We start from the raw sequence: 26,934 nt of genomic DNA on the forward strand, positions 1-26,934 counted from the left end.
ATATAATAACTTATAGCTTATAGAAAATAGCCACGCTCTTTTAATACCCTTTTAAACTCGGCATAATTTTTTCTGCTAAAGGCACCTTTAAAACCTTCAACCATTAAAAATAGATCCCTAAGTTTAGGATCTTCGGTTATCTCAAAAATAAAATCACTGTTTTCCTTTGGGAAGTTAACTACAATTAACTCCTGTTCATTATACACCGGATATATTCTATCGGTACACTTTGATATAAAATCGGACCAAACTGTAGGGACATCTTCTGGTAATAGGGATAATAGAGTTTTCATATTTGTATCAATATCCCTCTGGGTTTTACACTCTTTAATAAATGAAGAGTAGGAGACCTTATATACCCCTTTACCTAGGAGCTCTCCTATCCTATTAAAAAAAAGCTCCTTTCCACTATCCCTACCACTAGTTGTAATAAACAGCCTACTACTACTAAACTTATAGGAATAGTTATTTAGAACTCTCTCCTTAAACCTAGAAGGGAGACCAAAAACTCTTTTACCAAACTCTGTCATCCTAAAGTGGGTTGGTTCACTATCTTTAAAGACAATATCTGCTACTCCAATGGTAAAAAGCAATAAAACTATACCTTTAAACATAGGTGTTATAAGATATTTTTCATTATCACTTTTATATTTTAAGTTAAGGGTTCTAGAGTAGTTGTTGTAGGGTTGTGGTTCAACCTTTACACTTAAAAGTGGTCCAAAATACGATGTATCAAATATTTGAGTATCTTCCCCAAGGCTTAACTCCCTAATAATATAGTTAATATCTATCCAACTATTCTCTGCTAAAGAACCTACTCTGTTAAGAAAGGAGGTTCTTCCCCTCTTTAAAAATATATTGATGTTAATATTGGAATTAATCCCCTTAATATGGGGATAAAAATGGTAAAAATCTATGTTTTCATTAAAAAGGGAGCCCATTTTGTACCTTGATATAAAGCCTTGAAGAGTCTTAAGACTACTCTCTTTAAAGGATGTATTAATAAAAAACTTAAGAATATAGGTTATTCTAAGGTCTACTAAATCACCTGAGATAGGAAAGTATTTTTTAAATTTTGTAATGCTTTTAAGTAGAACCTTCTTTTTAAGGCCCCTCTCTTTTAAGTTCTCATGTTTTATATAATTTAATACTCCATCTAGATTCTGATATAAAAAGGTATCAGCTAATAAAATATCTCCATCTAACTGATTCAAACTAATTATTGGTCTATTTATATATTTTTTAAAAAGGGTTCTTAAACCATTGGAAAAGGCTATCTCCCTACTGTTATAATTCTTGAAGTTCTTAATAAATTCATCTTTAGTATTATAATAATAATCATCCAAGGATATTTTTGTATGATATATACTATCGATAACAGGAAGCGTGGATATCCCCTCCCATGTAAGGTACTCAACTACTTTTTTTGCCTCTAAGCTTATAGAACGAAGTAAAATATTTATATTTAATTCACTTTTAAAACTATCTACAACCAGTTCTATAATCTCATTTTTACTTAGACCCTCACTGAATTTAACCCCCATATAGGTTAATAGCAGTATAAGAGTTTTTTTTGTGTAATACTCATTAAGGTCTTCAATAATTGTATCTCTATCCATAAGTTAACCTAAGAGGTAGTCAATCTCCTTATCTGAAATTTCAACAATGCTACTTTTTGATGGACTAAAGAGGTTTTCAAAAAGTGTTTTTTTCTTCTTCTGTAACTCTAAGATTTTCTCCTCAATACTTCCTCGACAAATAAATCTATAACAGAATACTGAACTTTTTTGGCCAATCCTATGGGTTCTATCAATGGCTTGATTCTCAGCTGCAAGGTTCCACCAGGGGTCCATTATATAGACATAGTCTGCTGCAGTTAAATTCAGACCAACCCCTCCTGTTTTAAGTGTCATAACTAAAACTTTAATATTTGGATCATCCATAAACTCTTCAACAACTCTCTCTCTTTGGCCTGTAGCCCCTGTAATTATTCTGTGATCAATTTTGTGATGATCTAAGCCTAGGGAGAGTTCTTTTATAGCTGCTAAGAAATTTGAGAAGATTAAGACTTTATGTCCATTTAAAATAGTCTCAATTAAATTTTCTAAAACAAGATCTTTTTTAGGTGATTCTAAAAGGCCACCACTTTTATATTCAGGAATTGTAGCTATCTGCCTAAGCTCCATAAATGCTTTGATAATTGTTAATTTACTCTTATCAATACCCTCTTCACGTATCTTTAATTTTATGCTCTCATGGTACTTTTTTCTAGTTCTTTCGTATAAGCTCTTCTGCTTCTCGCTCATATCTACATATATAACTTGTTCAGTTTTAGGTGGTAGATCGTCTAATACATCATCTTTTAATCGCCGTAAAAAGAGAGGAGCTATTTTATTTCTTAATATATTTGTAACAACCTCACTCTCGTCATTTAATATAGGACTTGACCACTCATCCTTAAACCTCTTAAATGACCCAAATAGTGTAGGGTTTAGAAACCTGGAAATAGAGTATAAATCCCCAAGATTATTCTCCACAGGAGTACCACTTATGCCAAGTTTATACTCACTTTTTAAAAGGAAGCAGGACTTAGCTAAACCAGAGGTATGGTTTTTTATATTTTGTATCTCATCTAAAATTGTATAATAGAATTCAATATCCTTAATTAATTCAATATCATTTCTAAGAGTGTGGTATGTAGTTATAACTATCTGGGACTTTTTCAAAAGATCTATATCCCTACTTTCACCATAATACTTATAACAAGTTAGGTCTGTTGTGAATTTTTCTATCTCACTCTCCCAGTTAAAGAGAAGAGATTTAGGAACCACAATTAGTATTGGTCTATTTTTTGAAGAGTGTAAAATCTGAAGTAAAAGAACTATGGCTTGTACTGTTTTACCAAGCCCCATATCATCTGCTAAACAACCTGATATACCAATCTGATGAAGATTTAACATCCATCTAACTCCATTTAACTGATAATCCCTTAATACTCCATTAAACCTACTAAGATCTATATTAAAAGATATAGCTGTTTTAGACTCTTTATAATTTATTAATTTTTTATTAAAATCGTTACCACTAATATTACAATTTAACTCGTTCTCAATAAATGGTAGATCGAAGAATGAGACCTCTATCCCACCCTTAGTTTTTCTAATAACCTTTTTAATCTTCTCAATATAACCCTTATCAATAATTCCCTTAAAGTTATTATTTAGCTGAATATAACCCTTCTCTTCATAGGAGGATATAGCCTTATATAGAGGGATATCCTCTCCGTATATTTTAAGGCTAGCGCTACCCTCTAAATAACCAATAGAACTTCTAAGTAGCAGATCCAAGTTTGGTTTAGAACGCTTTAACCTATTTTTATATAAAAATTTCTCACCAAATATAGAGAAGTTATCAAGAATAATCTTAATCTCCGAGGAGAACATTATGTGGGCAAGATCTGGATTAATAATAACTCCTGACTCTTCTATACTAAAGGACTCTTTTAAGCTATAACTCTCCTCTAAAAAAAATAGTATCTTTATTAGGTTATCTAAAACATCTACATTTGATAGAACTAGATCGTATAGATCAATATTACAACTTTTATGGTTAGGATAAGCTAGATAAGAAGGCCTATACTTATAATAAAATTCTGGGGTTATTAGATCATTATAACTAAATGTTGTTGATATTGTTAGAAACCCCGAATCATCGATACTCTCAACAACTAAGGATGGGTTTAATTCACACTCTCCTAACTTTTTAACTGTGTAGTTTTTATAATTTATTTTTAAATTTTTAAAATTACTAAGTGTAATACTAAGGTATTGACCTAACTCCTCGGTTTTAATTATTGTATTTAATTCATGGATAGACTTAAAACTATCTCCTACAGATATAGTAGAGAGTATCCGGTTTTCTATTAAAACATGTCTATCTGTTATAAAGTTACTTATTTCATTATCTGATATTGTTAAACTACAGCTAAAAAAGGTATCTACTTCTTTTATATTTAGAGTAATAGGAAGTGTGCTATTACTGGGAAAGATAGGGTTTCCATTTTCATCTATTAAGTTGTCCATTTGTAACAGTGCATCTAAAAAAGTTGGGTTAGAGTCTAGATATATAAGAGAGTATGGATTACTCCAATCAACAATCAGCTTTGTTTTGGCCTTTAAATCGTTATATAGATTAACTGTAGACCTAACATCACCTGAATAGCTATCCCCATTAACACTTCTCTCTTTTAAAGATTTATTAACAGTTTTTACATATAAGCCTCTATCATCCCTTAATAATGCAAAGTAAAATTTACTGGAACTTCTACTTCTACTATTATATACAGGAGACTTTTTCTGCTTCATAAAAGCTTCAAAGAATTTAGATTGCTCCATTATCTATTTTGTACCAAAGATTCTCTGTAGAACTCCAGGCATATTTCTATCTCTTTTAACATAACCCGCATCTGTAAATTTTTTAATATTTATCTCTTCTCCAACTGCTAATAAAATATCCTTCTCTCCAAGTTTATAATCAGGAACAAAAAAGCTATATTCACTACTTTCATCTTTTTTAATAGCAACAATATTAACCCCTTCCTTATATCTAAGATTAGTCTCTATAAGAGTTTTCCCTACTAATTTTGAAGGTACAAATATTTCAGCCATTACTAACCCACTACTAATAGGAACAAAGTTATAAAGACTATCTGATACAAGCAGAGGGGTAACTCTTCTTGCTGCTTCGAGATCTGGATAGATGATCTGAGTAGCACCAACCATTTTTAAAATCTCCCCATGTTTCTCTGAGACGGCTTTTACAATAATATTCTCTACAGACATCTTCTGAAGGTAGTTTGTAACAAGAATTGTAACCTCTAAATTAGATTTAAGATCCAAGATAACAGCATCTACACTTTTAGGAATAAGTTTCTTAATTACATTCTCATCACTTACATCTACAATATAGGCTGCATGTACTACATCTTTATACTTTTCAATAAGCTCTCTATCCTTATCAATTATTATTATCTCAGCACTCATAAGTTGCAGTTCGTCTACAACCCTACTTCCAAAGGAACTTAATCCTATTACAACAATCTGCTTCATCCTATTAAAACCTCCCCTTCTGGATAGTTAATAATTCTATCTATTTTAATCTCATTAACTGGAATAATTAAGGAGAAAAGACCTATACGTCCTGCAAACATAGTAAATATAATAATCAACTTACTAATTACAGACAGATCCGATGTTATCCCCAAGGACAATCCAACGGTAGCTATGGCAGAAAATGACTCAAAAGTAATCTCCATAAATGTAAATTTACTACCATAAAATGATTCAGCAATAAGTATTCCCAAAATGGACATAAATACTATAATAATCGCTTTACCAAAAAAGATTCCAGCCTTTGTTAAATTTATAGAGCTTATCTTTCTTTTAAAAACTGTTAAACCTTTATCAGCATTTAGCCCTTGAACCAAAACACCTAAAATCAAAAATGCTGTAGTAACCTTAATACCTCCAGCTGTTGAACCTGACCCTCCTCCAATTAACATAAGACCTAAAGATATCGCCTTTGATGGCATAGTCATATCTCCCTGATTAATTGTATTAAAACCCGCAGTTCTAGTAGTAATAGACTGGAATAGTGCCGGTAGAATTTTTTCACTCCATGTTAGCCCTTCAAAAGTGATATTATCAAATTCGAAAATATAAAAAAGCAGACAACCGCTAAAAATAAGAATTAGTGTACTTACAAGCATAATCTTTGTATGTAGTAGTAGAACAACATCTCTTTTACAAATAAAATCAAAAATGTCCTGAAGGACAACAAATCCCATACCCCCTGTAACAATTAATAACATAAATGTTACAGAGCCAAATGCCTGATTACGGAAAATCTCAAGACCACCAGGTATAGTAGAAAATCCAGCGTTGCAGAAGGCAGATACAGAGTGAAAAATAGATGAAAAAATGGGATCTGGAATATCAAATTTCTTAAACGAAAAAAACAGAAAAAAAGCGCCAATAAGCTCTATTGTTAGGGTAAGCCTTAATACAATTTTGATTATATATTTGGGATCTACAATTTTTTCGTTAGTAAAATAGTTCTGAATTATTTTTGTATTTGCAAGGGTTAACTTTTTCCTAGGTAGAGCTAAAAACATGGAAGAAAATGTAATTAGTCCTAACCCCCCTACCTGTATAAGAATTAGTAAAACTATTTTTCCAAATAAGGTCATCCCTACAATATCTACTGTAGAAAGTCCTGTTACACAAACTGCAGAAACCGCTGTAAAGAGTGAGTCTACAAAGGTATACTCCTTATCACTCTGCCACGCAATAGGAAAAAACAGAAGAGTTGTACCAATAATAATAATTGATATAAAAAATAAGAAGAGGATATCCCTCTCTTTTAAATAAATTATTCTCATAGCTGGATTATACATTTATTACTCAAACCTATCAATAAATACATTTTTTTGATTTATTTCATTAAGTTGTACTAATAACTATTTGACAACCAAGGAATTTGTACTTATTATACCTATTATAAAGAACAATTTTAGGAACAAATAAATTTTAAGGAGAAATAAATGAAAGAGTACTTTCCAGGTATTAATAAAATTAAATTTGAGGGTGAGGATTCTAACAATCCATTAGCTTTTAAATATTACGATGCAGAAAAGATTGTTGCAGGTAAACCGATGAAGGATCACTTACGATTCTCAATGAGTTATTGGCACACTATGACTGGAGAAGGCAGCGATCCCTTTGGAATGGGAACTATGGAGAGATCCTATGATGGTTTAGAAGGGATGGAACTTGCTAAAGCTAGAGTTGATGCAGCTTTTGAACTTATGGAAAAACTTGGAATGGAGTACTTCTGCTTCCATGATTTAGACATATCTCCTGAAGGAAACTCTTTAAAAGAGAAGGAAGAGAATTTAGACATTATCGTTGATCTAATAGAAGATAAAATGAAGCAAACAGGGATTAAACTTCTATGGGGAACAACAAATGGTTTCTCAAATCCAAGGTTTGTTCACGGTGCATCAACAGCTCCAAATGCTGATGTATTTGCCTTTGCTGCAGCCCAGGTAAAAAAAGCAATAGAGATAACAAATAGACTAGGTGGAGAGAACTACGTCTTTTGGGGTGGACGAGAGGGTTATGAGACACTACTTAATACAGACGTAGCCCTTGAAAATGACAACTTTGCTAGATTCCTGCATTTAGCTAAAGATTATGCAAATAAAATAGGGTTTAAAGGTCAGTTTCTAATTGAGCCTAAGCCAAAGGAACCAACAAAACACCAATACGATTTTGATACAATGACAGTTTTAGGCTTTCTAAGGAAATATGGCTTAGAAGACGTAATTAAGATGAATATTGAAGCTAACCATGCAACTTTAGCTGGACACACATTTCAACACGAGTTATTAATGTCTCGAATTAATGGAGTTTTAGGCAGTATAGATGCTAACCAGGGTGATATGTTATTAGGTTGGGATACAGACCAGTTTCCAACTAATATTTACGATGCAACAATGTGTATGTATGAGGTATTAAAAAACGGTGGTATTGCTCCAGGAGGTCTTAACTTCGATTCGAAAGTAAGACGTGGTTCTTTCCAGTCTGATGATCTATTTATCTCCTATATAGTTGGAATGGATACATTTGCTAAAGGGTTATTAGTTGCAGATAAGCTCTACTCAGATGGAGTATTAGAGGACTTTATAAGCAAAAGATATGAGTCATATACTACTGGTATTGGTAAAGAGATTGTTGATGGAAGGGCTGATTTTGAAACTCTAGCAGAGTATGCAAAAAATAATGATCAGATAAAAAATTCCTCAGGTAGGCAAGAGATGCTAGAGGGTATTGTAAACCAATTCATATATAAGAATTAAAAAAAAAAGATGAATAAAATCACCTTATATTCTATAATTATGTAGGGTGGTTTTATGAAAAAAATAGTTAACAAAATAGTAGTTCCTATATCAATATCATTAATTTTAGTCTTTACATTAATTATTTTTATAGTTACACGTTACTCTTCGTCTACAATTACTAATATATATAATGAAAATTTCGAAGTTATTGTAAACCAGTTAGAGGGTAGTGTTGAGATACTAGGAAGTAAATTACAGAGTATTGAGGATATAAAATATGAGGCGGCACAACTTAAATTATCATCCCTTGTAGATATAACAGTATCCACAATGGAGAATCAGTATAACAGGTATAGAGCTGGACTAATAAGTGAGACTGAAGCAAAAAATACAGCAATAGATCTTATTAGAAATTACACTTTTGATGGAGATGGGTATTTCTGGATTGATGATACAGAGTATATAAATATTCTTCTGCCACCAAACCCGTCAGTGGAGGGGACAAGTCGAGAGGGTTTAATTGATAAAAAAGGTACATATATAGTAAAAGAATTTGTTAAAAACTCTATAGAAGATGGAGAGGCATATTTAAGTTATTGGTTCCCAAAACCTGGGGAGAGTGAGCCTTCTGAAAAACTAGGTTATACAAAGATATTTAAACCTTGGAACTGGGTAGTCGGAACAGGTTTCTATATTGATGATATAGCAACTGAAGTTCAAAAAATTCAGCAGAATGATTTAATTAATTTTAATACTCTAATTCAATCTAAGAAGATAGAGGGGGGTTATCCGCTAATATTCGATAGAAATAATCGAATGATCTCGTCTCCTAATAGAGAAAACTTTCTTAAAAACATAGAAATTTTAGACTCAATAACTGGTGAAGATATAGTGAAAAAGGCCTTTGAAGTCAAGAACGGCCTAATTGAATACCAATATCGTCAAGGGGACAAAATAAGTAGAAAGTTTGCATTTATACGTTATTACGAAAAGTATGATTGGATTATTTTATACTCTATGGATAAGGCCCTTATTGAAGAGGATGTAAAAAAAATACAGAACTTAGTACTAATTGTAGCTATTGGTGCTGTTTTACTATCAATCTTTTTACTACTATTTGTAGCTAAACTTGTTGTTAAAAATGTAGAATCTGTAACAAATAAAATTTATGAAATATCCGAGGGAGAAGGGGATTTAACCCAGGAGATAGCTATTCAGACTAATGATGAAACAGGTTTACTTGCAAAGTATTTTAACAACTTTACAAGTAAACTTAGAGACATTGTTTTAAGTATTAAGCAGATTGGGGAAAAGAGTGGACTTATGGGGGAAACCCTTGCATCTAATACAGATGAACTCTCTGCAACAGTAGACGAGATTTCATCAACAATGAGGTCTATTAAAGATAAAACCGAGAGACTAACCAACGAAGTAAATACATCTAACATTAACCTAGATGATATTAAAAATAAGATTAAAATATTAAAGGAAAGCACAACTAAAGAGTCTGCTTATGTCTCAGAATCTTCAGCTGCCGTAGAAGAGATGGTTGCTTCAATTAATGCTATATCAAAGATATCAAACGAAAAGAACAAGGCTATTATGGACTTAACCCAGATAGCTCAAGCTGGAGAAAAGGATATGGATTTAACTGTGCAATCAATTGTGACAATTGAAGAGTCTGCTGGTTCTATGCTTAATATGATTAAAACAATAACTGACGTATCGGATAGAATAAATCTCCTAGCTATGAATGCAGCTATTGAGGCAGCCCATGCAGGTGAGGCTGGAAAGGGTTTTGCAGTAGTTGCAGATGAGATTCGAAAGTTAGCTGCAGTTACAGCCCAAAGTACAACCGATATGTCAAATACTTTAACCTCTATATCTAACTCAATTGTAGATGCAGCAAACCTATCTAGCAACACAGGGAAAACAATTAAATCGATTACTGTAGAAGTAGTCGATGTTTCGAAGAGTTTAACAGAGATGATAAATTCATTTACTGAAATATCCCAGGGAACATCACAAATAACGGACTCTCTAAATAGGTTAGTTCACACAAGTATGGATGTATCTAGTGCTGCAGAACTAATGGACTCATCCACTTCTGCAATTCAGTCATCTTTAGGTAGTGTTACCCAGTTAACTAGTGAGAATAATAATGGAATGAGTGAGATAACAAATGGAATACAAGAGATTTCAATATCACTATCAGATCTAGCTCAGCTAAGTACTGAAAACTCAGAAAATATAATAAATCTTAACTCTATAGTTTCAAAATTTAAGACCTAAAATAAAGCCTCAGCTATAAAACCTGAGGCTTCCTCTACTTAGAGTTAAAATAAAAGTATCCACTACTATTATCATTATTTAACATAGGGAGCTTGACTCCCTTAAACTTTAACTCCCTTCCACTAATACTCTTTTCATCAATATCTCTATAATTTTTATTTTCATCTACATAGGGTAGTTTAATAAACTGGTTATAGTATGATATCTCCCCTCTATCTACAAACCAAAAAAGTATAAATTCAGTTTTTTCCCTATTAATAAACATCCAGCTAGTTAACTCGCCATTATATGGGGAGCGCAGTCTATAAAACTCACCAAGTTGAATTAGTGGCCTATGTTTTTTATAAAAATCAATACCCTCTTTTACAATTTTTAGATCGCTATCTTGAATATCATTTAAATCTAGTTCAAAACCTAAATTCCCTGACATAGCTGCATTTAACCTTAAATTCATAGGAGTAACTCTGTTAAGTTGGTGATTAGGACAGACAGAAACATGTGCACCCATAGTTATTATAGGATAAACCAAACTAGTTCCATATTGAATCTTAAGCCTTGCAATACCATCAGTATTATCACTTGTCCAGTATTGGGGCATATAAAAAAGTATACCAGGATCAAAACGTCCTCCACCACCAGAACAGCCCTCAAAGAGGATTTTAGGAAACTTTGTAACTAATGTATCCATTAATCTATATAATCCAAGTACATATCGATGGGATGATTCTTTTTTCCTTTTAGGGGGTAAATGCTCAGAGAATTGCTCGGTAATTGAGCGGTTCATATCCCACTTTATATAGGAAATGTTTCCCCAGGAAAATACATCTGTAAATGTTTCTATTAACCAATCCACTACCTCAGGATTAGCAAGATCTAATACAAGCTGGTTTCTACCCCTAACTGGATTTTCTTTATATGCTCCAAGAAGCCAATCCGGGTGTTCTTTAATAATTTTTGCATCATCATTTACCATCTCTGGTTCCACCCATAAACCAAATTTCATACTATTTTGGTTTATCTCACTACTAAGGCCTTCTAACCCCTTGGGTAATTTATCCTTATTAACACTCCAGTTTCCAAGACCCTTTGTATCACCATCTCTATCTCCAAACCATCCATCATCTAAAACACAAAGTTCTATGCCTACTTCCTTTGCTTTTTTTGAAATAGAGATAATTTTATCATGATCAAAATCAAAATATGTAGATTCCCAGTTATTTATAAGAATAGGTCTTTCGCTGTTACCAAACTCTTTAGGTAGTAGTCTGTCTCTTAGAAACTTATGATATATATTGCTCATACCATTTAAGCCTTCATCAGAATATACAAGAATAGCCTCTGGAGTTTGAAAACTGGAATTTTCTTCTAAAGTCCAAGAGAAGTTCTCTGGGTTGATACCCCCTGATACCCGAATGTTATTAGTAAAACTTTTTTCCATTTCTAACATAAAATTACCACTATAAATCAAAGAAAAACTCCAGCTTTCACCAATAAACTCTGTGGTACTCTTTGGAGCTAAACAACAAAAAGGATTTAAAATATGGCTACTAATACCTCTATTACTTGAAATTGTTGTTTTCCCTTTTCTTAAGGGACCTCTTTCTATATGTCGCTCTCTTGCCCAACTTCCTTCTAAGGAAATTAAGCCTAAATCTTCACCATTAGTAGCAGAAGGAATGTCTAATGAGAAGCTCATAATACTGTTTATATCAACAGCTTCATTAGAAGTGTTACTTATATTCATTGACCGAGTTATAACGTCATAATCGTCAAATACACTGTATAAAAGCTCAACTAAAACCTTCGATTCTGGATCTTTTAAAAAGATTGAGAGGGTTTCTACTAAATCACCTTCGTTATATCGGGATGATGGTAATCCTATAAGTTTTTTCTTGCCCTTATTTATCTTATAATCGAAATATTCAAGATCATTAAAAGGTCTTCCTAAACTACTATTTAATGATACAGAAGGTCGTCTGAAATCTCCAGAGCCCTCAATACCAAATTCAAGGGGGTGGCTTTCAATAAATACCTTATTAGGAAAATCAATATCAACAGTATATTCAAGATCCCTATCATTTTCACTACAGGGTCTGTTTAATTGTGGGATTTTTCGTCCCCATTGTATATGTCTTAAATACTTATTGTTAAGTATCTCTATATGGTATGAGTAATTTTTTGTTTCTAAAATAAATTGCTCTAAATCTTCTTCAAATCTAATCATTAGTAAACCTCTGATTTGAATAATATAAACATTATTAAGAGGTGTCGATATTATAAAGTTAAATGCAACAAATTATAATATTATAACAACAAATACATATGTTTCTTATATTCTCTTGGGGATAATCCAAAGCGCTTTTTAAATATGGTTATAAAGTTCTGATAACTTTTAAATCCGCATATATAGGTAATTTCTTTTATTGAGTAACTGGTTTTAAGTAGTTTTACCGCCTTTTCAATCCTACGTTCTTGAATATCATCATATATTGAGATATTTTTCTCTTTTTTATATAGAGTTGAAGCGTAGGATCTATCAAGTTGAATAAAGTTTATAACATCAGATACAGAGATTGGATTCATAAAGTTTTGTTCAATAAAACATGACATACCAAAAACATGGTTTTTTGTTACATTACGTGTTTTAATTTGACTTTCAATCACTTTTGAACTATTTCCAGCAAATAAGGATAATAACATATATGTTAAGCCAATATTAGATAAGATATCATCTATTTTCTGTAGTTTAGTTGGTTCTTTAAGTTTAGAATATATGTCTAAAACTCTATCAAAATCTTCAATATCTGAACACAGGTTGTTTTCATTGATATTTATATTTTTTAAAACTGTTGATATATCACCTGTAAAACATACCCAAAGATACTCCCAAGGTTCGTTTTCATCTGCTTTATAAAGATGAGACTCGTTTGGACGTATTAAAAAAGCGTTACCTTTTTTTAATCTCCATGTTTTTTTACCAACCTTGTACTCACCTTTACCATTAATTACAAAGTGTAATACATAGTAATTCCTTAATCCACCAAACTCATAGCCACTACTACATTGGGATCGTCCAAATGTTACTAGTTCTTCAATCTTGAAAATCATCTATATAACAATACATTATAAATATAAGATTGTAAAATTACTGTTATAAAATGAGGCGTAGTCTTTGATTCTACTTGTTGTGTTTTTAGCCTACTCTCCCACTAACATCAAACTTCTCGATCAGAGTAATTATTTCGAAGAGAAATTAATTACACGTTTAGCCCCTTTGCGATCGAGAATGTTTGACTCTCTTAAGTTTGGAATAGGAATATTATGTAAGTTACAATTTAGTATAATGATAAGATATTTGTACTGTGATAGTGGGGAAATCCTAATACAGATACATGATAAATAAAACTATTATAAATAAAAAAAGTCTAGCGTAGGAACCTAATTGCAGTGCAATAAGCCTACTCTCCCACTCAAAACATTTCGATCAGAAATTGTTTTGCTAAACTAGGAGATTGATATGGAACTTAATATATTATTTGCATGACTGGATTGAATTGGCATTGTACCATCGAGATGGAACTGCGTTAGTTCATGTTAAACAAAACGTGTTGATTAAAAAAAGAAAATTAATAAAAAAAAGTCTAGCGATCACCTACTCTCCCACTCAAAACATTTCGATCAGAAATTGTTTTGCTAAACTAGGAGATTGATATGGAACTTAATATATTATTTGCATGACTGGATTGAATTGGCATTGTACCATCGAGATGGAACTGCGTTAGTTCATGTTAAACAAAACGTGTTGATTAAAAAAAGAAAATTAATAAAAAAAAGTCTAGCGATCACCTACTCTCCCACTCAAAACATTTCGATCAGAAATTGTTTTGCTAAACTAGGAGATTGATATGGAACTTAATATATTATTTGCATGACTGGATTGAATTGGCATTGTACCATCGAGATGGAACTGCGTTAGTTCATGTTAAACAAAACGTGTTGATTAAAAAAAGAAAATTAATAAAAAAAAGTCTAGCGATCACCTACTCTCCCACTAACGCAGTACCATCGGCGCAACTTGGCTTAACTTCCGTGTTCGGTATGGGAACGGGTGTGGCCCAAGTGCTATCATCACTAGACAAAAATTTTAATTAAAAACTCTTAAAAAAAGTGTTTAATTAAAACAACTTAAGAAAACTTAAGTTTATTTTAAATAACGCTGGAGTTAAATTATTCTACTTATTTATACTCCATTATTTCCCGAAGGGAAATAACTAAATAGGGTATAAAAATCATATCCTGTTAAGGAAAATAAAAATATGGTCAAGCCTCACGGGAGATTAGTACCTCTCAGCTAAATACATTACTGCACTTACACTTGAGGCCTATCAACCAGATCATCTCTCTGGTCCCTTTAGGAGAGTTAAACTCTCAGGAATGTCTCATCTTGAGGCGGGCTTCCCACTTAGATGCTTTCAGCGGTTATCCCTCCCGAACTTAGCTACTCTGCAATTACCGTTGGCACGATAACAGATACACCAGAGGTTCGTCCATTTCGGTCCTCTCGTACTAAAAATAGATCCTCTCAAACATTCAACGCATGTGGCAGATAGGGACCGAACTGTCTCGCGACGTTCTGAACCCAGCTCACGTACCGCTTTAATTGGCGAACAGCCAAACCCTTGGGACCTGCTTCAGCCCCAGGATGCGATGAGCCGACATCGAGGTGCCAAACTTTGCCGTCGATATGAACTCTTGGGCAAAATAAGCCTGTTATCCCCGGAGTACCTTTTATCCGTTAAGTGACGGCCCTTCCACTCGGGACCGCCAGATCACTAAGACCTACTTTCGTACCTGCTCGACTTGTAAGTCTCGCAGTCAAGCTACCTTCTGCCTTTGCACTTACAATCTGATTTCCAACCAGATCAAGGTAACCTTTGCGCGCCTCCGTTACTCTTTAGGAGGCGACCGCCCCAGTCAAACTGCCCACCAGACATTGTCCAAAAACCGGATAACGGCTTCTGTTAGAAAACTAATTAAACAAGGGTGGTATTTCACCAACGACTCACCCCAACCTAACGATCAGGGGTCATAGTCTCCCACCTATCCTACACATGTTTAACCAGATTTCAATATCAGGCTGCAGTAAAGGTTCACGGGGTCTTTCCGTCTAACCACATGTAATCGGCATCTTCACCGATACTTTAATTTCACCGGGTCTCGGGTTGAGACAGCGTCCAATTCGTTACACCATTCGTGCGGGTCGGAACTTACCCGACAAGGAATTTCGCTACCTTAGGACCGTTATAGTTACGGCCGCCGTTTACCGGGGCTTCAATTCGCTGCTTCGATAAATCTAACAACTCCTCTTAACCTTCCGGCACCGGGCAGGTGTCAGTCCCTATACTTCATCTTACGATTTCGCAGAGACCTGTGTTTTTGGTAAACAGTCGATTGGACCTCTTTTTTGCAACCTCTCCTCGCGGAGTAGGCCATACTTCTCCCTAAGTTACGTATGTAATTTGCCGAGTTCCTTAACCCGAGTTATCCCGTACGCCTTAGCATACTCAGCTCGCCTACCTGTGTCGGTTTGCGGTACGGTTCCTGTTAATCGAACCTTAGAGATTATTTCCTGGCACGATGAATCCTCTATCTTCCTGCACCCGTAGGTTTAGTACCCTTAACAACTCACCTCAAAATGCGGATTTGCCTACATCTCTCAAAAGCTTGTTGCTTGGACCGGAACTACCATTCTCCGGCATAGAATCTCCTTATGCGTCATCCCATCGAAATTAACAGAAGTACTGGAATATTAACCAGTTTCCCATCGACTACGCTCTTCAGCCTCGTCTTAGGGGCCGACTCACCCTGGGAAGAAAACCTTTACCCAGGAACCCTTAGGCTTTCGGCGGGAAGGGATCTCACCTTCCTTTTCGTTACTCATGCCTGCATTCTAACTTGTGATACCTCCAGCAATCCTTCCAGATCACCTTCAACAGCCTACACAACTCTCGTCTACCATCCGTATTAATACGAATCCGTAGCTTCGGTACTATGCTTAGCCCCGTTACATTTTAGGCGCTCGACTACTCGACCAGTGAGCTATTACGCACTCTTTCAAGGAGTGGCTGCTTCTAAGCCAACCTCCTGGCTGTCTTTGCAATCGAACTTCCTTCTCCACTTAGCATAGTTTAGGGACCTTAGCTGACGGTCTGGGCTCTTTCCCTCTTGACCATGGATCTTATCACCCACAGTCTCACTGCAATATTTTGTTTATCGGTATTCAGAGTTTGAATAAGTTTGGTACCCGGTGAAGGGCCCTAGCCTAATCAGTGCTTTACCTCCGACAAAAATCATATCACGCTGATCCTAAAACCATTTCGACGAGAACCAGCTATCTCCGAGTTTGATTGGCCTTTCACCCCTATTCACAAGTCATCACTGCCTTTTTCAACAGACTAGTGTTCGGTCCTCCACTTGATTTTACTCAAGCTTCAACCTGCTCATAAATAGATCACTCGGCTTCGGGTCTACGGCAACATACTAAACGCCCTATTAAGACTCGGTTTCCCTCCGGCTCCGGTACTTCTATACCTTAACCTTGCATATTAACGTAACTCGCAGGCTCATTCTACAAAAGGCACGCCATCACGTCTCAAGGACGCTTTGACCACTTGTAAATCCACGGTTTCAGGTCTATTTCACTCCCCTCCCGGGGTGCTTTTCACCACTTCCCTTACGGTACTCGTTCACTATCGGTAGCTATCTCGTATTTAGCCTTGGAGGGTGGTCCCCCCAGATTCCAGCAGGATTTCTCGTGTCCCGCTGTACTCAGGAATATACTCTACAGCTATATTAGTTTCGCTTACGGGACTATCACCCACTCTGGTACTAGCTTTCCAGCTAATTTCTGCTACTAATATAGTTTCTTACTGCAGTTCGCATCACACAATACAAAACAGTACATCCTACAACACCCCTACTGCAACTCCGTGCAGATATTACACAGTAAAGGTTTGGGCTATTCCCCGTCCGCTCGCCGCTACTAAGGGAATCTCGTTTGATTTCTTTTCCTTCAGGTACTTAGATGGTTCAGTTCCCTGAGTCTCACTCCAATACACTATTTTATTCATGTAAAGGTAATAGACATCTAGTCTATTGGGTTACCCCATTCGGCAATCTGGGCGTCAAAGGATGTTTGCTCCTTAACCCAGCTTTTCGCAGCTTACCACGGCCTTCATCGTCGGATAGCTCCAAGGCATCCACCATGGATCCTTATTCGCTTGACCATATATTTTGCTAGCAAAATATAGTCGACAGAAGTTTCAAAGAAACTTCGATAGACATATTGTTACTATCAAAAATATTTGTGCTTTCACACTATAATTTTTATACCCTTCGCTATTTAGTTGTAAAAGAAAGCAAGCTTTCTTTGTTGCAGACTCATTTAAGAGTCAAAAAAAGAAGCTCAAAGAACTTCTAATTATGGAGGTAAAGGGATTCGAACCCTTGACCCCTAGAATGCAAATCTAGTGCTCTAGCCAACTGAGCTATACCCCCAGGCTTATCAATATAGAAAAAACTATATCTATTAGCTGATTATTATTAAGCCATGGCTCAACAAAAATCAAATATAAAAAAGAAAAGGAAAAAATACTAACCTATTGTACTGCAGTTTTACTTTACAAGAGTTACCTCTCTTGAATGTCTTTTACCCAAGACATTTAGGGTTTAAAGATAAATCTTTAAGGTACTTAGTAAAAACTAAGCTTCCCTTTCTCGTAGAAAGGAGGTGATCCAGCCGCACTTTCCAGTACGGCTACCTTGTTACGACTTCACCCCCCTTACTAAGCATACCTTCGGCGCCGTCCCCCATAAAGGTTAGACTAACGACTTCGGGTACCCCCAACTCGGGTGGTGTGACGGGCGGTGTGTACAAGGCCCGGGAACGTATTCACCGCATCATGCTGATATGCGATTACTAGCGATTCCACCTTCATGGAGTCGAGTTTCAGACTCCAATCCGAACTGAGACCGGCTTTTTGCGGTTAGCTCCACCTCGCGGCTTCGCATCACTCTGTACCGGCCATTGTAGCACGTGTGTAGCCCAGGGTATAAGGGCCATGATGACTTGACGTCGTCCCCACCTTCCTCCGGTTTGTCACCGGCAGTCTCGCATGAGTCCCCAACTTAATGATGGTAACATACGATAGGGGTTGCGCTCGTTGCGGGACTTAACCCAACACCTCACGGCACGAGCTGACGACAGCCATGCAGCACCTGTAATAGTGTCCCCGAAAGGAAAGAACTATCTCTAGAACGGTCACTAATATGTCAAACCCTGGTAAGGTTCCTCGCGTATCATCGAATTAAACCACATGCTCCACCGCTTGTGCGGGCCCCCGTCAATTCCTTTGAGTTTCACCGTTGCCGGCATACTCCCCAGGCGGTACACTTAACGCGTTAGCTTCGGTACCGAGGTTTGACCCCCGACACCAAGTGTACAAAGTTTACGGCATAGACTACCAGGGTATCTAATCCTGTTTGCTCCCTATGCTTTCGCGCCTCAGCGTCAATCCAGGCCCAAAATGTTGCCTTCGCCATTGGTGTTCTTTCTAATATCAACAGATTTCACCCCTACACTAGAAATTCCACATTTCCCTACCGGATTCTAGTTAATCAGTTTCCTGTCCGTTTCCGGTGTTGAGCACCGGTCTTTCAAACAAGACTTAATTAACCGCCTACACGCCCTTTACGCCCAATAATTCCGAACAACGCTCGCTCCTTACGTGTTACCGCGGCTGCTGGCACGTAATTGGCCGGAGCTTATTCATGAGCTAACGTCATCTACTACTCATTTCCTAGTAGTTTTATTCCTCACTCATAAAAGGATTTTACAACATCTCTGCATTCTTCATCCACGCGGCATCGCTCCGTCAGACTTTCGTCCATTGCGGAAGATTCTTAGCTGCTGCCTCCCGTAGGAGTCTGGGCCGTGTCTCAGTCCCAATGTGGCCGATCACCCTCTCAGGTCGGCTAACTATCGTCGCCTTGGTAGGCTCTTACCCCACCAACTAGCTAATAGTGCGCAGACTCATCTTTCAGCGCAGCAAACGCTGCTTTCCTCTAAAAGCTAAAGCTTAAAGAGATTATTCGGTATTACTCCATGTTTCCATGGGCTATCCCCAACTAAAAGGTAGATCATCTACGTGTTACTCACCCGTTCGCCACTCTCGGAAGTGCAAGCACTTCCTACCGTTCGACTTGCATGCTTAAAACGTGCCGCCAGCGTTCGTTCTGAGCCAGGATCAAACTCTCCGTTATTATGTTTACTAACCGAAGTTAGTAATAACTAAGTTGATCTTTATACTCAAGGTTTTAATTAACATTAAATGTTAAAAGTATTTCTTCCCTTCTCTATTACTAATGTAAACATGATACAATAAAGTAGCTCATGCCTTAACAACGAATATATGTTATTAAGTTATTCGTCTCAACAGACTCTTAAGTTAGAGTTGCTGTTGCAACGCTCAATGAATATATCAATTCATCTTTTTTTTGTCAACAGTAAATTACAATATTTGTTTAGTTTAAAGATTAGTATAAAACAAAATGTTTTATTTACATTTAAGTAATAATCTTAAAACCGCACAAGACTCTGTGACAACGATATGAACTATAGCAATCAGGGCTTTTTTAGTCAATCTTATTATAGTATAAACTTTTCTTTTTTTATAACAACGAAGCCAAGTTTATTATAAAATCTGTATTAAAAACATAAATCAACATTTTAGCAGTTAAAGAGCCCATTAAAAAACCAACGAGAACATCTCCTGGATAATGTACACCATTATAGACCCTAGAAAAACCAACCAATAACATCCATACAAAAGAGATAACACCAACATAAATAGGCATATGATAAAATGTACAGTAACAAAAAACTGCTGCAGCACCAGAATGACCAGAAGGAAAACTAAACTCATCAGGTGGAGGCATAATTTTATTTATATTCGCCAGCTTAATAAAAGGTCTCTCCCTTTTTACTTTATTTTTCACTAATTTATAGAATAGTCCATTTAATGCACCTGCTGATAAATAGTCTCTAGATGTAATAAATGCGGGTTTGTTGAAGAAGAGAATAAAAAGTGCTAAAAAAATAAAATATATTGATCCATCACCTAATCTTGAGATTATATATGAAGTTTTATCGATAAACTTTTTTCCTGTTAAGTTATTTACTTTTAGACATAAAAATGTGTCTAAAGCTAATATACGTTTATTAGTTCCATTCATACGATATAATAATGAAACTTTTAGACTTTTGTAAAGAAATTTTAGTGTTATTTATTGTTAATTTTGTGTTTATCTACTAATTAAACATTAAATGAATATTGTATTTCTTTATCAAAGTAAATTTAGCCTACCAATATTTCGATCAGAGATTGTTTTGCTATACCAGAGTTTAAACTTAATAAATAGATTAAATTTATATTATACCCTAAAGACAGTACAACGCATTAGAAATAATTAGCTTGTTTATGAATAAATTTAAAGCAAATCAAACTTTTGGATTACAAAATGTTTGAACGAGTCTAGCGCAGGAACCTAATTGCAGTGTTATTAGCCTACTCTCTCACTCAAAACATTTTGATCAGAAATTGTTTTGCTTAACTAGGAGATTAATATGGAACTTAATATATTATTTGCATGACTGGATTGAATTGGCATTGTACCATCGAGATGGAACTGCGTTAGTTCATGTTAAACAAAACGTGTTGATTAAAAAAAGAAAATTAATAAAAAAAAGTCTAGCGTATGAACCTAATTGCAGTGCAATTAGCCTACTCTCCCACTAACATCAAACTTCTCGATCAGAGAATGTTTGACTCTCCTAAATGTGCGGTAATAATCCTATGTAATTTTTTATTAAGTATAATGATAAGATATTTGTACTGCGATAGTGGGGAAATCCTAATACAGATACATGGTAAATAAAACTATTATAAATAAAAAAAGTCTAGCGATCACCTACTCTCCCACTAACGCAGTACCATCGGCGCAACTTGGCTTAACTTCCGTGTTCGGTATGGGAACGGGTGTGGCCCAAGTGCTATCATCACTAGACAAAAATTTTAATTAAAAACTCTTTAAAAAAGTGTTTAATTAAAACAGCTTAAGAAAACTTAAGTTTATTTCAACAAAACGCTTAGCTAGGAGCCCAAGAATGCAAGCATTCTTTATACTCCCTCATAATCAATGATTATGAGTAACTAAATAGGGTATAAAAATCATATCCTGTTAAGGAAAATAAAAATATGGTCAAGCCTCACGGGAGATTAGTACCTCTCAGCTAAATACATTACTGCACTTACACTTGAGGCCTATCAACCAGATCATCTCTCTGGTCCCTTTAGGAGAGTTAAACTCTCAGGAATGTCTCATCTTGAGGCGGGCTTCCCACTTAGATGCTTTCAGCGGTTATCCCTCCCGAACTTAGCTACTCTGCAATTACCGTTGGCACGATAACAGATACACCAGAGGTTCGTCCATTTCGGTCCTCTCGTACTAAAAATAGATCCTCTCAAACATTCAACGCATGTGGCAGATAGGGACCGAACTGTCTCGCGACGTTCTGAACCCAGCTCACGTACCGCTTTAATTGGCGAACAGCCAAACCCTTGGGACCTGCTTCAGCCCCAGGATGCGATGAGCCGACATCGAGGTGCCAAACTTTGCCGTCGATATGAACTCTTGGGCAAAATAAGCCTGTTATCCCCGGAGTACCTTTTATCCGTTAAGTGACGGCCCTTCCACTCGGGACCGCCAGATCACTAAGACCTACTTTCGTACCTGCTCGACTTGTAAGTCTCGCAGTCAAGCTACCTTCTGCCTTTGCACTTACAATCTGATTTCCAACCAGATCAAGGTAACCTTTGCGCGCCTCCGTTACTCTTTAGGAGGCGACCGCCCCAGTCAAACTGCCCACCAGACATTGTCCAAAAACCGGATAACGGCTTCTGTTAGAAAACTAATTAAACAAGGGTGGTATTTCACCAACGACTCACCCCAACCTAACGATCAGGGGTCATAGTCTCCCACCTATCCTACACATGTTTAACCAGATTTCAATATCAGGCTGCAGTAAAGGTTCACGGGGTCTTTCCGTCTAACCACATGTAATCGGCATCTTCACCGATACTTTAATTTCACCGGGTCTCGGGTTGAGACAGCGTCCAATTCGTTACACCATTCGTGCGGGTCGGAACTTACCCGACAAGGAATTTCGCTACCTTAGGACCGTTATAGTTACGGCCGCCGTTTACCGGGGCTTCAATTCGCTGCTTCGATAAATCTAACAACTCCTCTTAACCTTCCGGCACCGGGCAGGTGTCAGTCCCTATACTTCATCTTACGATTTCGCAGAGACCTGTGTTTTTGGTAAACAGTCGATTGGACCTCTTTTTTGCAACCTCTCCTCGCGGAGTAGGCCATACTTCTCCCTAAGTTACGTATGTAATTTGCCGAGTTCCTTAACCCGAGTTATCCCGTACGCCTTAGCATACTCAGCTCGCCTACCTGTGTCGGTTTGCGGTACGGTTCCTGTTAATCGAACCTTAGAGATTATTTCCTGGCACGATGAATCCTCTATCTTCCTGCACCCGTAGGTTTAGTACCCTTAACAACTCACCTCAAAATGCGGATTTGCCTACATCTCTCAAAAGCTTGTTGCTTGGACCGGAACTACCATTCTCCGGCATAGAATCTCCTTATGCGTCATCCCATCGAAATTAACAGAAGTACTGGAATATTAACCAGTTTCCCATCGACTACGCTCTTCAGCCTCGTCTTAGGGGCCGACTCACCCTGGGAAGAAAACCTTTACCCAGGAACCCTTAGGCTTTCGGCGGGAAGGGATCTCACCTTCCTTTTCGTTACTCATGCCTGCATTCTAACTTGTGATACCTCCAGCAATCCTTCCAGATCACCTTCAACAGCCTACACAACTCTCGTCTACCATCCGTATTAATACGAATCCGTAGCTTCGGTACTATGCTTAGCCCCGTTACATTTTAGGCGCTCGACTACTCGACCAGTGAGCTATTACGCACTCTTTCAAGGAGTGGCTGCTTCTAAGCCAACCTCCTGGCTGTCTTTGCAATCGAACTTCCTTCTCCACTTAGCATAGTTTAGGGACCTTAGCTGACGGTCTGGGCTCTTTCCCTCTTGACCATGGATCTTATCACCCACAGTCTCACTGCAATATTTTGTTTATCGGTATTCAGAGTTTGAATAAGTTTGGTACCCGGTGAAGGGCCCTAGCCTAATCAGTGCTTTACCTCCGACAAAAATCATATCACGCTGATCCTAAAACCATTTCGACGAGAACCAGCTATCTCCGAGTTTGATTGGCCTTTCACCCCTATTCACAAGTCATCACTGCCTTTTTCAACAGACTAGTGTTCGGTCCTCCACTTGATTTTACTCAAGCTTCAACCTGCTCATAAATAGATCACTCGGCTTCGGGTCTACGGCAACATACTTGGCGCCCTATTAAGACTCGGTTTCCCTCCGGCTCCGGTACTTCTATACCTTAACCTTGCATATTAACGTAACTCGCAGGCTCATTCTACAAAAGGCACGCCATCACGTCTCAAGGACGCTTTGACCACTTGTAAATCCACGGTTTCAGGTCTATTTCACTCCCCTCCCGGGGTGCTTTTCACCACTTCCCTTACGGTACTCGTTCACTATCGGTAGCTATCTCGTATTTAGCCTTGGAGGGTGGTCCCCCCAGATTCCAGCAGGATTTCTCGTGTCCCGCTGTACTCAGGAATATACTCTACAGCTATATTAGTTTCGCTTACGGGACTATCACCCACTCTGGTACTAGCTTTCCAGCTAATTTCTGCTACTAATATAGTTTCTTACTGCAGTTCGCATCACACAATACAAAACAGTACATCCTACAACACCCCTACTGCAACTCCGTGCAGATATTACACAGTAAAGGTTTGGGCTATTCCCCGTCCGCTCGCCGCTACTAAGGGAATCTCGTTTGATTTCTTTTCCTTCAGGTACTTAGATGGTTCAGTTCCCTGAGTCTCACTCCAATACACTATTTTATTCATGTAAAGGTAATAGACATCTAGTCTATTGGGTTACCCCATTCGGCAATCTGGGCGTCAAAGGATGTTTGCTCCTTAACCCAGCTTTTCGCAGCTTACCACGGCCTTCATCGTCGGATAGCTCCAAGGCATCCACCATGGATCCTTATTCGCTTGACCATATATTTTGCTAGCAAAATATAGTCGACAAAAGTTTCAAAGAAACTTCGATAGACATATTGTTACTATCAAAAATATTTGTGCTTTCACACTATAATTTTTATACCCTTCGCTATTTAGTTGTTCTCTAAAAAAGTCTCATAGAAACCTTAATTGAGTTTTATGCCAATTAAGGCAAGTCAAACATTTCTAATAGAAAAGTTTGATATTTAAGCAACTAGAATCGAACCAGAATTAAACTTACCAAAGACTTAATTTGGGGCTGACAAGAGTTGAACTTGTGACCTCACGCTTATCAGGCGTGCGCTCTAACCAACTGAGCTACAGCCCCGCTTATTGACCAGAGACTAAGTCTTTAGCCAACTATATATTAGTATTGAAACTTCAACACCTTCATAATGCAAGCACTATGAATAATAAAAAAGAGAAAAAATACAAACCAAAATCATACTGCAGTTTTACTTTACAAGAGTTACCTCTCTTGAATGTCTTTTACCCAAGACATTTAGGGTTTAAAGATAAATCTTTAAGGACTTAGTAAAAACTAAGCTTCCCTTTCTCGTAGAAAGGAGGTGATCCAGCCGCACTTTCCAGTACGGCTACCTTGTTACGACTTCACCCCCCTTACTAAGCATACCTTCGGCGCCGTCCTCCATAAAGGTTAGACTAACGACTTCGGGTACCCCCAACTCGGGTGGTGTGACGGGCGGTGTGTACAAGGCCCGGGAACGTATTCACCGCATCATGCTGATATGCGATTACTAGCGATTCCACCTTCATGGAGTCGAGTTTCAGACTCCAATCCGAACTGAGACCGGCTTTTTGCGGTTAGCTCCACCTCGCGGCTTCGCATCACTCTGTACCGGCCATTGTAGCACGTGTGTAGCCCAGGGTATAAGGGCCATGATGACTTGACGTCGTCCCCACCTTCCTCCGGTTTGTCACCGGCAGTCTCGCATGAGTCCCCAACTTAATGATGGTAACATACGATAGGGGTTGCGCTCGTTGCGGGACTTAACCCAACACCTCACGGCACGAGCTGACGACAGCCATGCAGCACCTGTAATAGTGTCCCCGAAAGGAAAGAACTATCTCTAGAACGGTCACTAATATGTCAAACCCTGGTAAGGTTCCTCGCGTATCATCGAATTAAACCACATGCTCCACCGCTTGTGCGGGCCCCCGTCAATTCCTTTGAGTTTCACCGTTGCCGGCATACTCCCCAGGCGGTACACTTAACGCGTTAGCTTCGGTACCGAGGTTTGACCCCCGACACCAAGTGTACAAAGTTTACGGCATAGACTACCAGGGTATCTAATCCTGTTTGCTCCCTATGCTTTCGCGCCTCAGCGTCAATCCAGGCCCAAAATGTTGCCTTCGCCATTGGTGTTCTTTCTAATATCAACAGATTTCACCCCTACACTAGAAATTCCACATTTCCCTACCGGATTCTAGTTAATCAGTTTCCTGTCCGTTTCCGGTGTTGAGCACCGGTCTTTCAAACAAGACTTAATTAACCGCCTACACGCCCTTTACGCCCAATAATTCCGAACAACGCTCGCTCCTTACGTGTTACCGCGGCTGCTGGCACGTAATTGGCCGGAGCTTATTCATGAGCTAACGTCATCTACTACTCATTTCCTAGTAGTTTTATTCCTCACTCATAAAAGGATTTTACAACATCTCTGCATTCTTCATCCACGCGGCATCGCTCCGTCAGACTTTCGTCCATTGCGGAAGATTCTTAGCTGCTGCCTCCCGTAGGAGTCTGGGCCGTGTCTCAGTCCCAATGTGGCCGATCACCCTCTCAGGTCGGCTAACTATCGTCGCCTTGGTAGGCTCTTACCCCACCAACTAGCTAATAGTGCGCAGACTCATCTTTCAGCGCAGCAAACGCTGCTTTCCTCTAAAAGCTAAAGCTTAAAGAGATTATTCGGTATTACTCCATGTTTCCATGGGCTATCCCCAACTAAAAGGTAGATCATCTACGTGTTACTCACCCGTTCGCCACTCTCGGAAGTGCAAGCACTTCCTACCGTTCGACTTGCATGCTTAAAACGTGCCGCCAGCGTTCGTTCTGAGCCAGGATCAAACTCTCCGTTATTATGTTTACTAACCGAAGTTAGTAATAACTAAGTTGATCTTTATACTCATTTGGTTCAACTATAAAGTTGTAAACTATTTCTCATAAACACCTTACAAAACTACCTTAATAGTAATTGCAAAACATTTTCTGATCGAAAAGTTTTATGTATTTTTTCCCTTCTCTATTAACAATGTAATACTCAAGTGGTTAAAATTATGCTTTTTTAAGCTTTTTAACATTAAGATTTTGTTGCTAAATCAACTCGAATTAAGAGTTGTTGTTGCAACGCTTGGTGAATATACCAATTCACCTTTTTTTTGTCAACAGTTAATAATAAATTATTACTAAGACATCAACATTTGAATAATTTA

General features: G+C 37.4%; 9 protein-coding genes, 2 tRNA genes and 6 rRNA genes. 2 read left to right on the top strand and 15 right to left on the bottom strand.

What is annotated here, in order from left to right; translation table 11 throughout:
- Positions 1–17 precede the first annotated feature (17 nt).
- Genes EW093_RS05785 through EW093_RS05800 form a run of 4 tightly spaced genes read right to left on the bottom strand, consistent with a single transcriptional unit; the run spans position 18 to position 6,439 of the window.
- The gene (locus EW093_RS05785; protein WP_149567483.1) at positions 18–1,619 is read right to left on the bottom strand and encodes a hypothetical protein; all 1,602 of its coding nucleotides are present in this window, start codon (positions 1,617–1,619) and stop codon (positions 18–20) included.
- 3 nt (positions 1,620–1,622) lie between these two features.
- Complete coding sequence (locus EW093_RS05790; protein ID WP_149567484.1) at positions 1,623–4,394, bottom strand: DEAD/DEAH box helicase; 2,772 nt, start codon at positions 4,392–4,394, stop codon at positions 1,623–1,625.
- A 3-nt stretch (positions 4,395–4,397) separates the two neighbouring features.
- The gene (locus EW093_RS05795) at positions 4,398–5,108 is read right to left on the bottom strand and encodes a potassium channel family protein (RefSeq protein WP_149567485.1); all 711 of its coding nucleotides are present in this window, start codon (positions 5,106–5,108) and stop codon (positions 4,398–4,400) included.
- On the bottom strand, positions 5,105–6,439 hold the full coding sequence (locus tag EW093_RS05800) for a TrkH family potassium uptake protein (protein ID WP_187759852.1): 1,335 nt from the start codon (positions 6,437–6,439) through the stop codon (positions 5,105–5,107). The genes EW093_RS05795 and EW093_RS05800 overlap by 4 nt, the downstream gene beginning before the upstream one ends.
- 162 nt (positions 6,440–6,601) lie before the next feature.
- Here EW093_RS05800 and xylA point away from each other — a divergent pair, with 162 nt between their 5' ends.
- Positions 6,602–7,918, top strand: coding sequence for a xylose isomerase (gene xylA / locus EW093_RS05805; RefSeq protein WP_149567487.1), 1,317 nt, complete (start codon positions 6,602–6,604; stop codon positions 7,916–7,918).
- A gap of 54 nt (positions 7,919–7,972) precedes the next feature.
- A complete protein-coding gene (locus EW093_RS05810; RefSeq protein WP_149567488.1) occupies positions 7,973–10,192 on the top strand; it encodes a methyl-accepting chemotaxis protein in 2,220 nt (739 codons plus the stop codon).
- 34 nt (positions 10,193–10,226) lie between these two features.
- Here the strand turns inward: EW093_RS05810 and EW093_RS05815 are convergent, their stop codons facing one another.
- The 11 genes from EW093_RS05815 to EW093_RS05865 all read right to left on the bottom strand — a co-directional run bounded on the left by EW093_RS05815 (position 10,227) and on the right by EW093_RS05865 (position 26,581).
- Positions 10,227–12,416, bottom strand: a complete 2,190-nt coding sequence (locus EW093_RS05815) for an alpha-galactosidase (RefSeq protein WP_149567489.1) — start codon at positions 12,414–12,416, stop codon at positions 10,227–10,229.
- A gap of 80 nt (positions 12,417–12,496) precedes the next feature.
- The gene (locus tag EW093_RS05820) at positions 12,497–13,300 is read right to left on the bottom strand and encodes an AraC family transcriptional regulator (protein ID WP_149567490.1); all 804 of its coding nucleotides are present in this window, start codon (positions 13,298–13,300) and stop codon (positions 12,497–12,499) included.
- 919 nt (positions 13,301–14,219) lie between these two features.
- Positions 14,220–14,328: ribosomal RNA gene (rrf, locus tag EW093_RS05825) — 5S ribosomal RNA — on the bottom strand.
- Positions 14,329–14,508: 180 nt separating this feature from the next.
- A 23S ribosomal RNA gene (locus EW093_RS05830) occupies positions 14,509–17,478 on the bottom strand.
- Between the two features lie 197 nt (positions 17,479–17,675).
- Positions 17,676–17,749, bottom strand: a tRNA-Ala gene (locus EW093_RS05835).
- Positions 17,750–17,974: 225 nt separating this feature from the next.
- Positions 17,975–19,513 (bottom strand): 16S ribosomal RNA (locus EW093_RS05840).
- Positions 19,514–19,921: 408 nt separating this feature from the next.
- On the bottom strand, positions 19,922–20,485 hold the full coding sequence (locus EW093_RS05845) for a phosphatase PAP2 family protein (protein WP_149567491.1): 564 nt from the start codon (positions 20,483–20,485) through the stop codon (positions 19,922–19,924).
- Positions 20,486–21,207: 722 nt separating this feature from the next.
- Positions 21,208–21,316: ribosomal RNA gene (gene rrf, locus EW093_RS05850) — 5S ribosomal RNA — on the bottom strand.
- A gap of 191 nt (positions 21,317–21,507) precedes the next feature.
- Positions 21,508–24,477: ribosomal RNA gene (locus EW093_RS05855) — 23S ribosomal RNA — on the bottom strand.
- 257 nt (positions 24,478–24,734) lie between these two features.
- Positions 24,735–24,808: transfer RNA gene (locus EW093_RS05860), tRNA-Ile, on the bottom strand.
- A 234-nt stretch (positions 24,809–25,042) separates the two neighbouring features.
- Positions 25,043–26,581 (bottom strand): 16S ribosomal RNA (locus EW093_RS05865).
- The 16S, 23S and 5S rRNA genes sit together here with 2 tRNA genes alongside, the layout of an rRNA operon.
- Between the last annotated feature and the right edge of the window lie 353 nt (positions 26,582–26,934).

It is taken from the genome of Thiospirochaeta perfilievii (assembly GCF_008329945.1).
Taxonomy (GTDB): Bacteria; Spirochaetota; Spirochaetia; order DSM-2461; family DSM-2461; genus Thiospirochaeta; species Thiospirochaeta perfilievii.

Coding starts and splice junctions, on each gene's coding strand:
- EW093_RS05800 (WP_187759852.1), bottom strand. CDS start 6,439: ATGAGAATAATTTATTTAAAAGAGAGGGATATCCTCTTCTTATTTTTT.
- EW093_RS05790 (WP_149567484.1), bottom strand. CDS start 4,394: ATGGAGCAATCTAAATTCTTTGAAGCTTTTATGAAGCAGAAAAAGTCT.
- EW093_RS05785 (WP_149567483.1), bottom strand. CDS start 1,619: ATGGATAGAGATACAATTATTGAAGACCTTAATGAGTATTACACAAAA.
- EW093_RS05820 (WP_149567490.1), bottom strand. CDS start 13,300: ATGATTTTCAAGATTGAAGAACTAGTAACATTTGGACGATCCCAATGT.
- EW093_RS05845 (WP_149567491.1), bottom strand. CDS start 20,485: ATGAATGGAACTAATAAACGTATATTAGCTTTAGACACATTTTTATGT.
- EW093_RS05815 (WP_149567489.1), bottom strand. CDS start 12,416: ATGATTAGATTTGAAGAAGATTTAGAGCAATTTATTTTAGAAACAAAA.
- EW093_RS05810 (WP_149567488.1), top strand. CDS start 7,973: ATGAAAAAAATAGTTAACAAAATAGTAGTTCCTATATCAATATCATTA.
- EW093_RS05795 (WP_149567485.1), bottom strand. CDS start 5,108: ATGAAGCAGATTGTTGTAATAGGATTAAGTTCCTTTGGAAGTAGGGTT.
- xylA (WP_149567487.1), top strand. CDS start 6,602: ATGAAAGAGTACTTTCCAGGTATTAATAAAATTAAATTTGAGGGTGAG.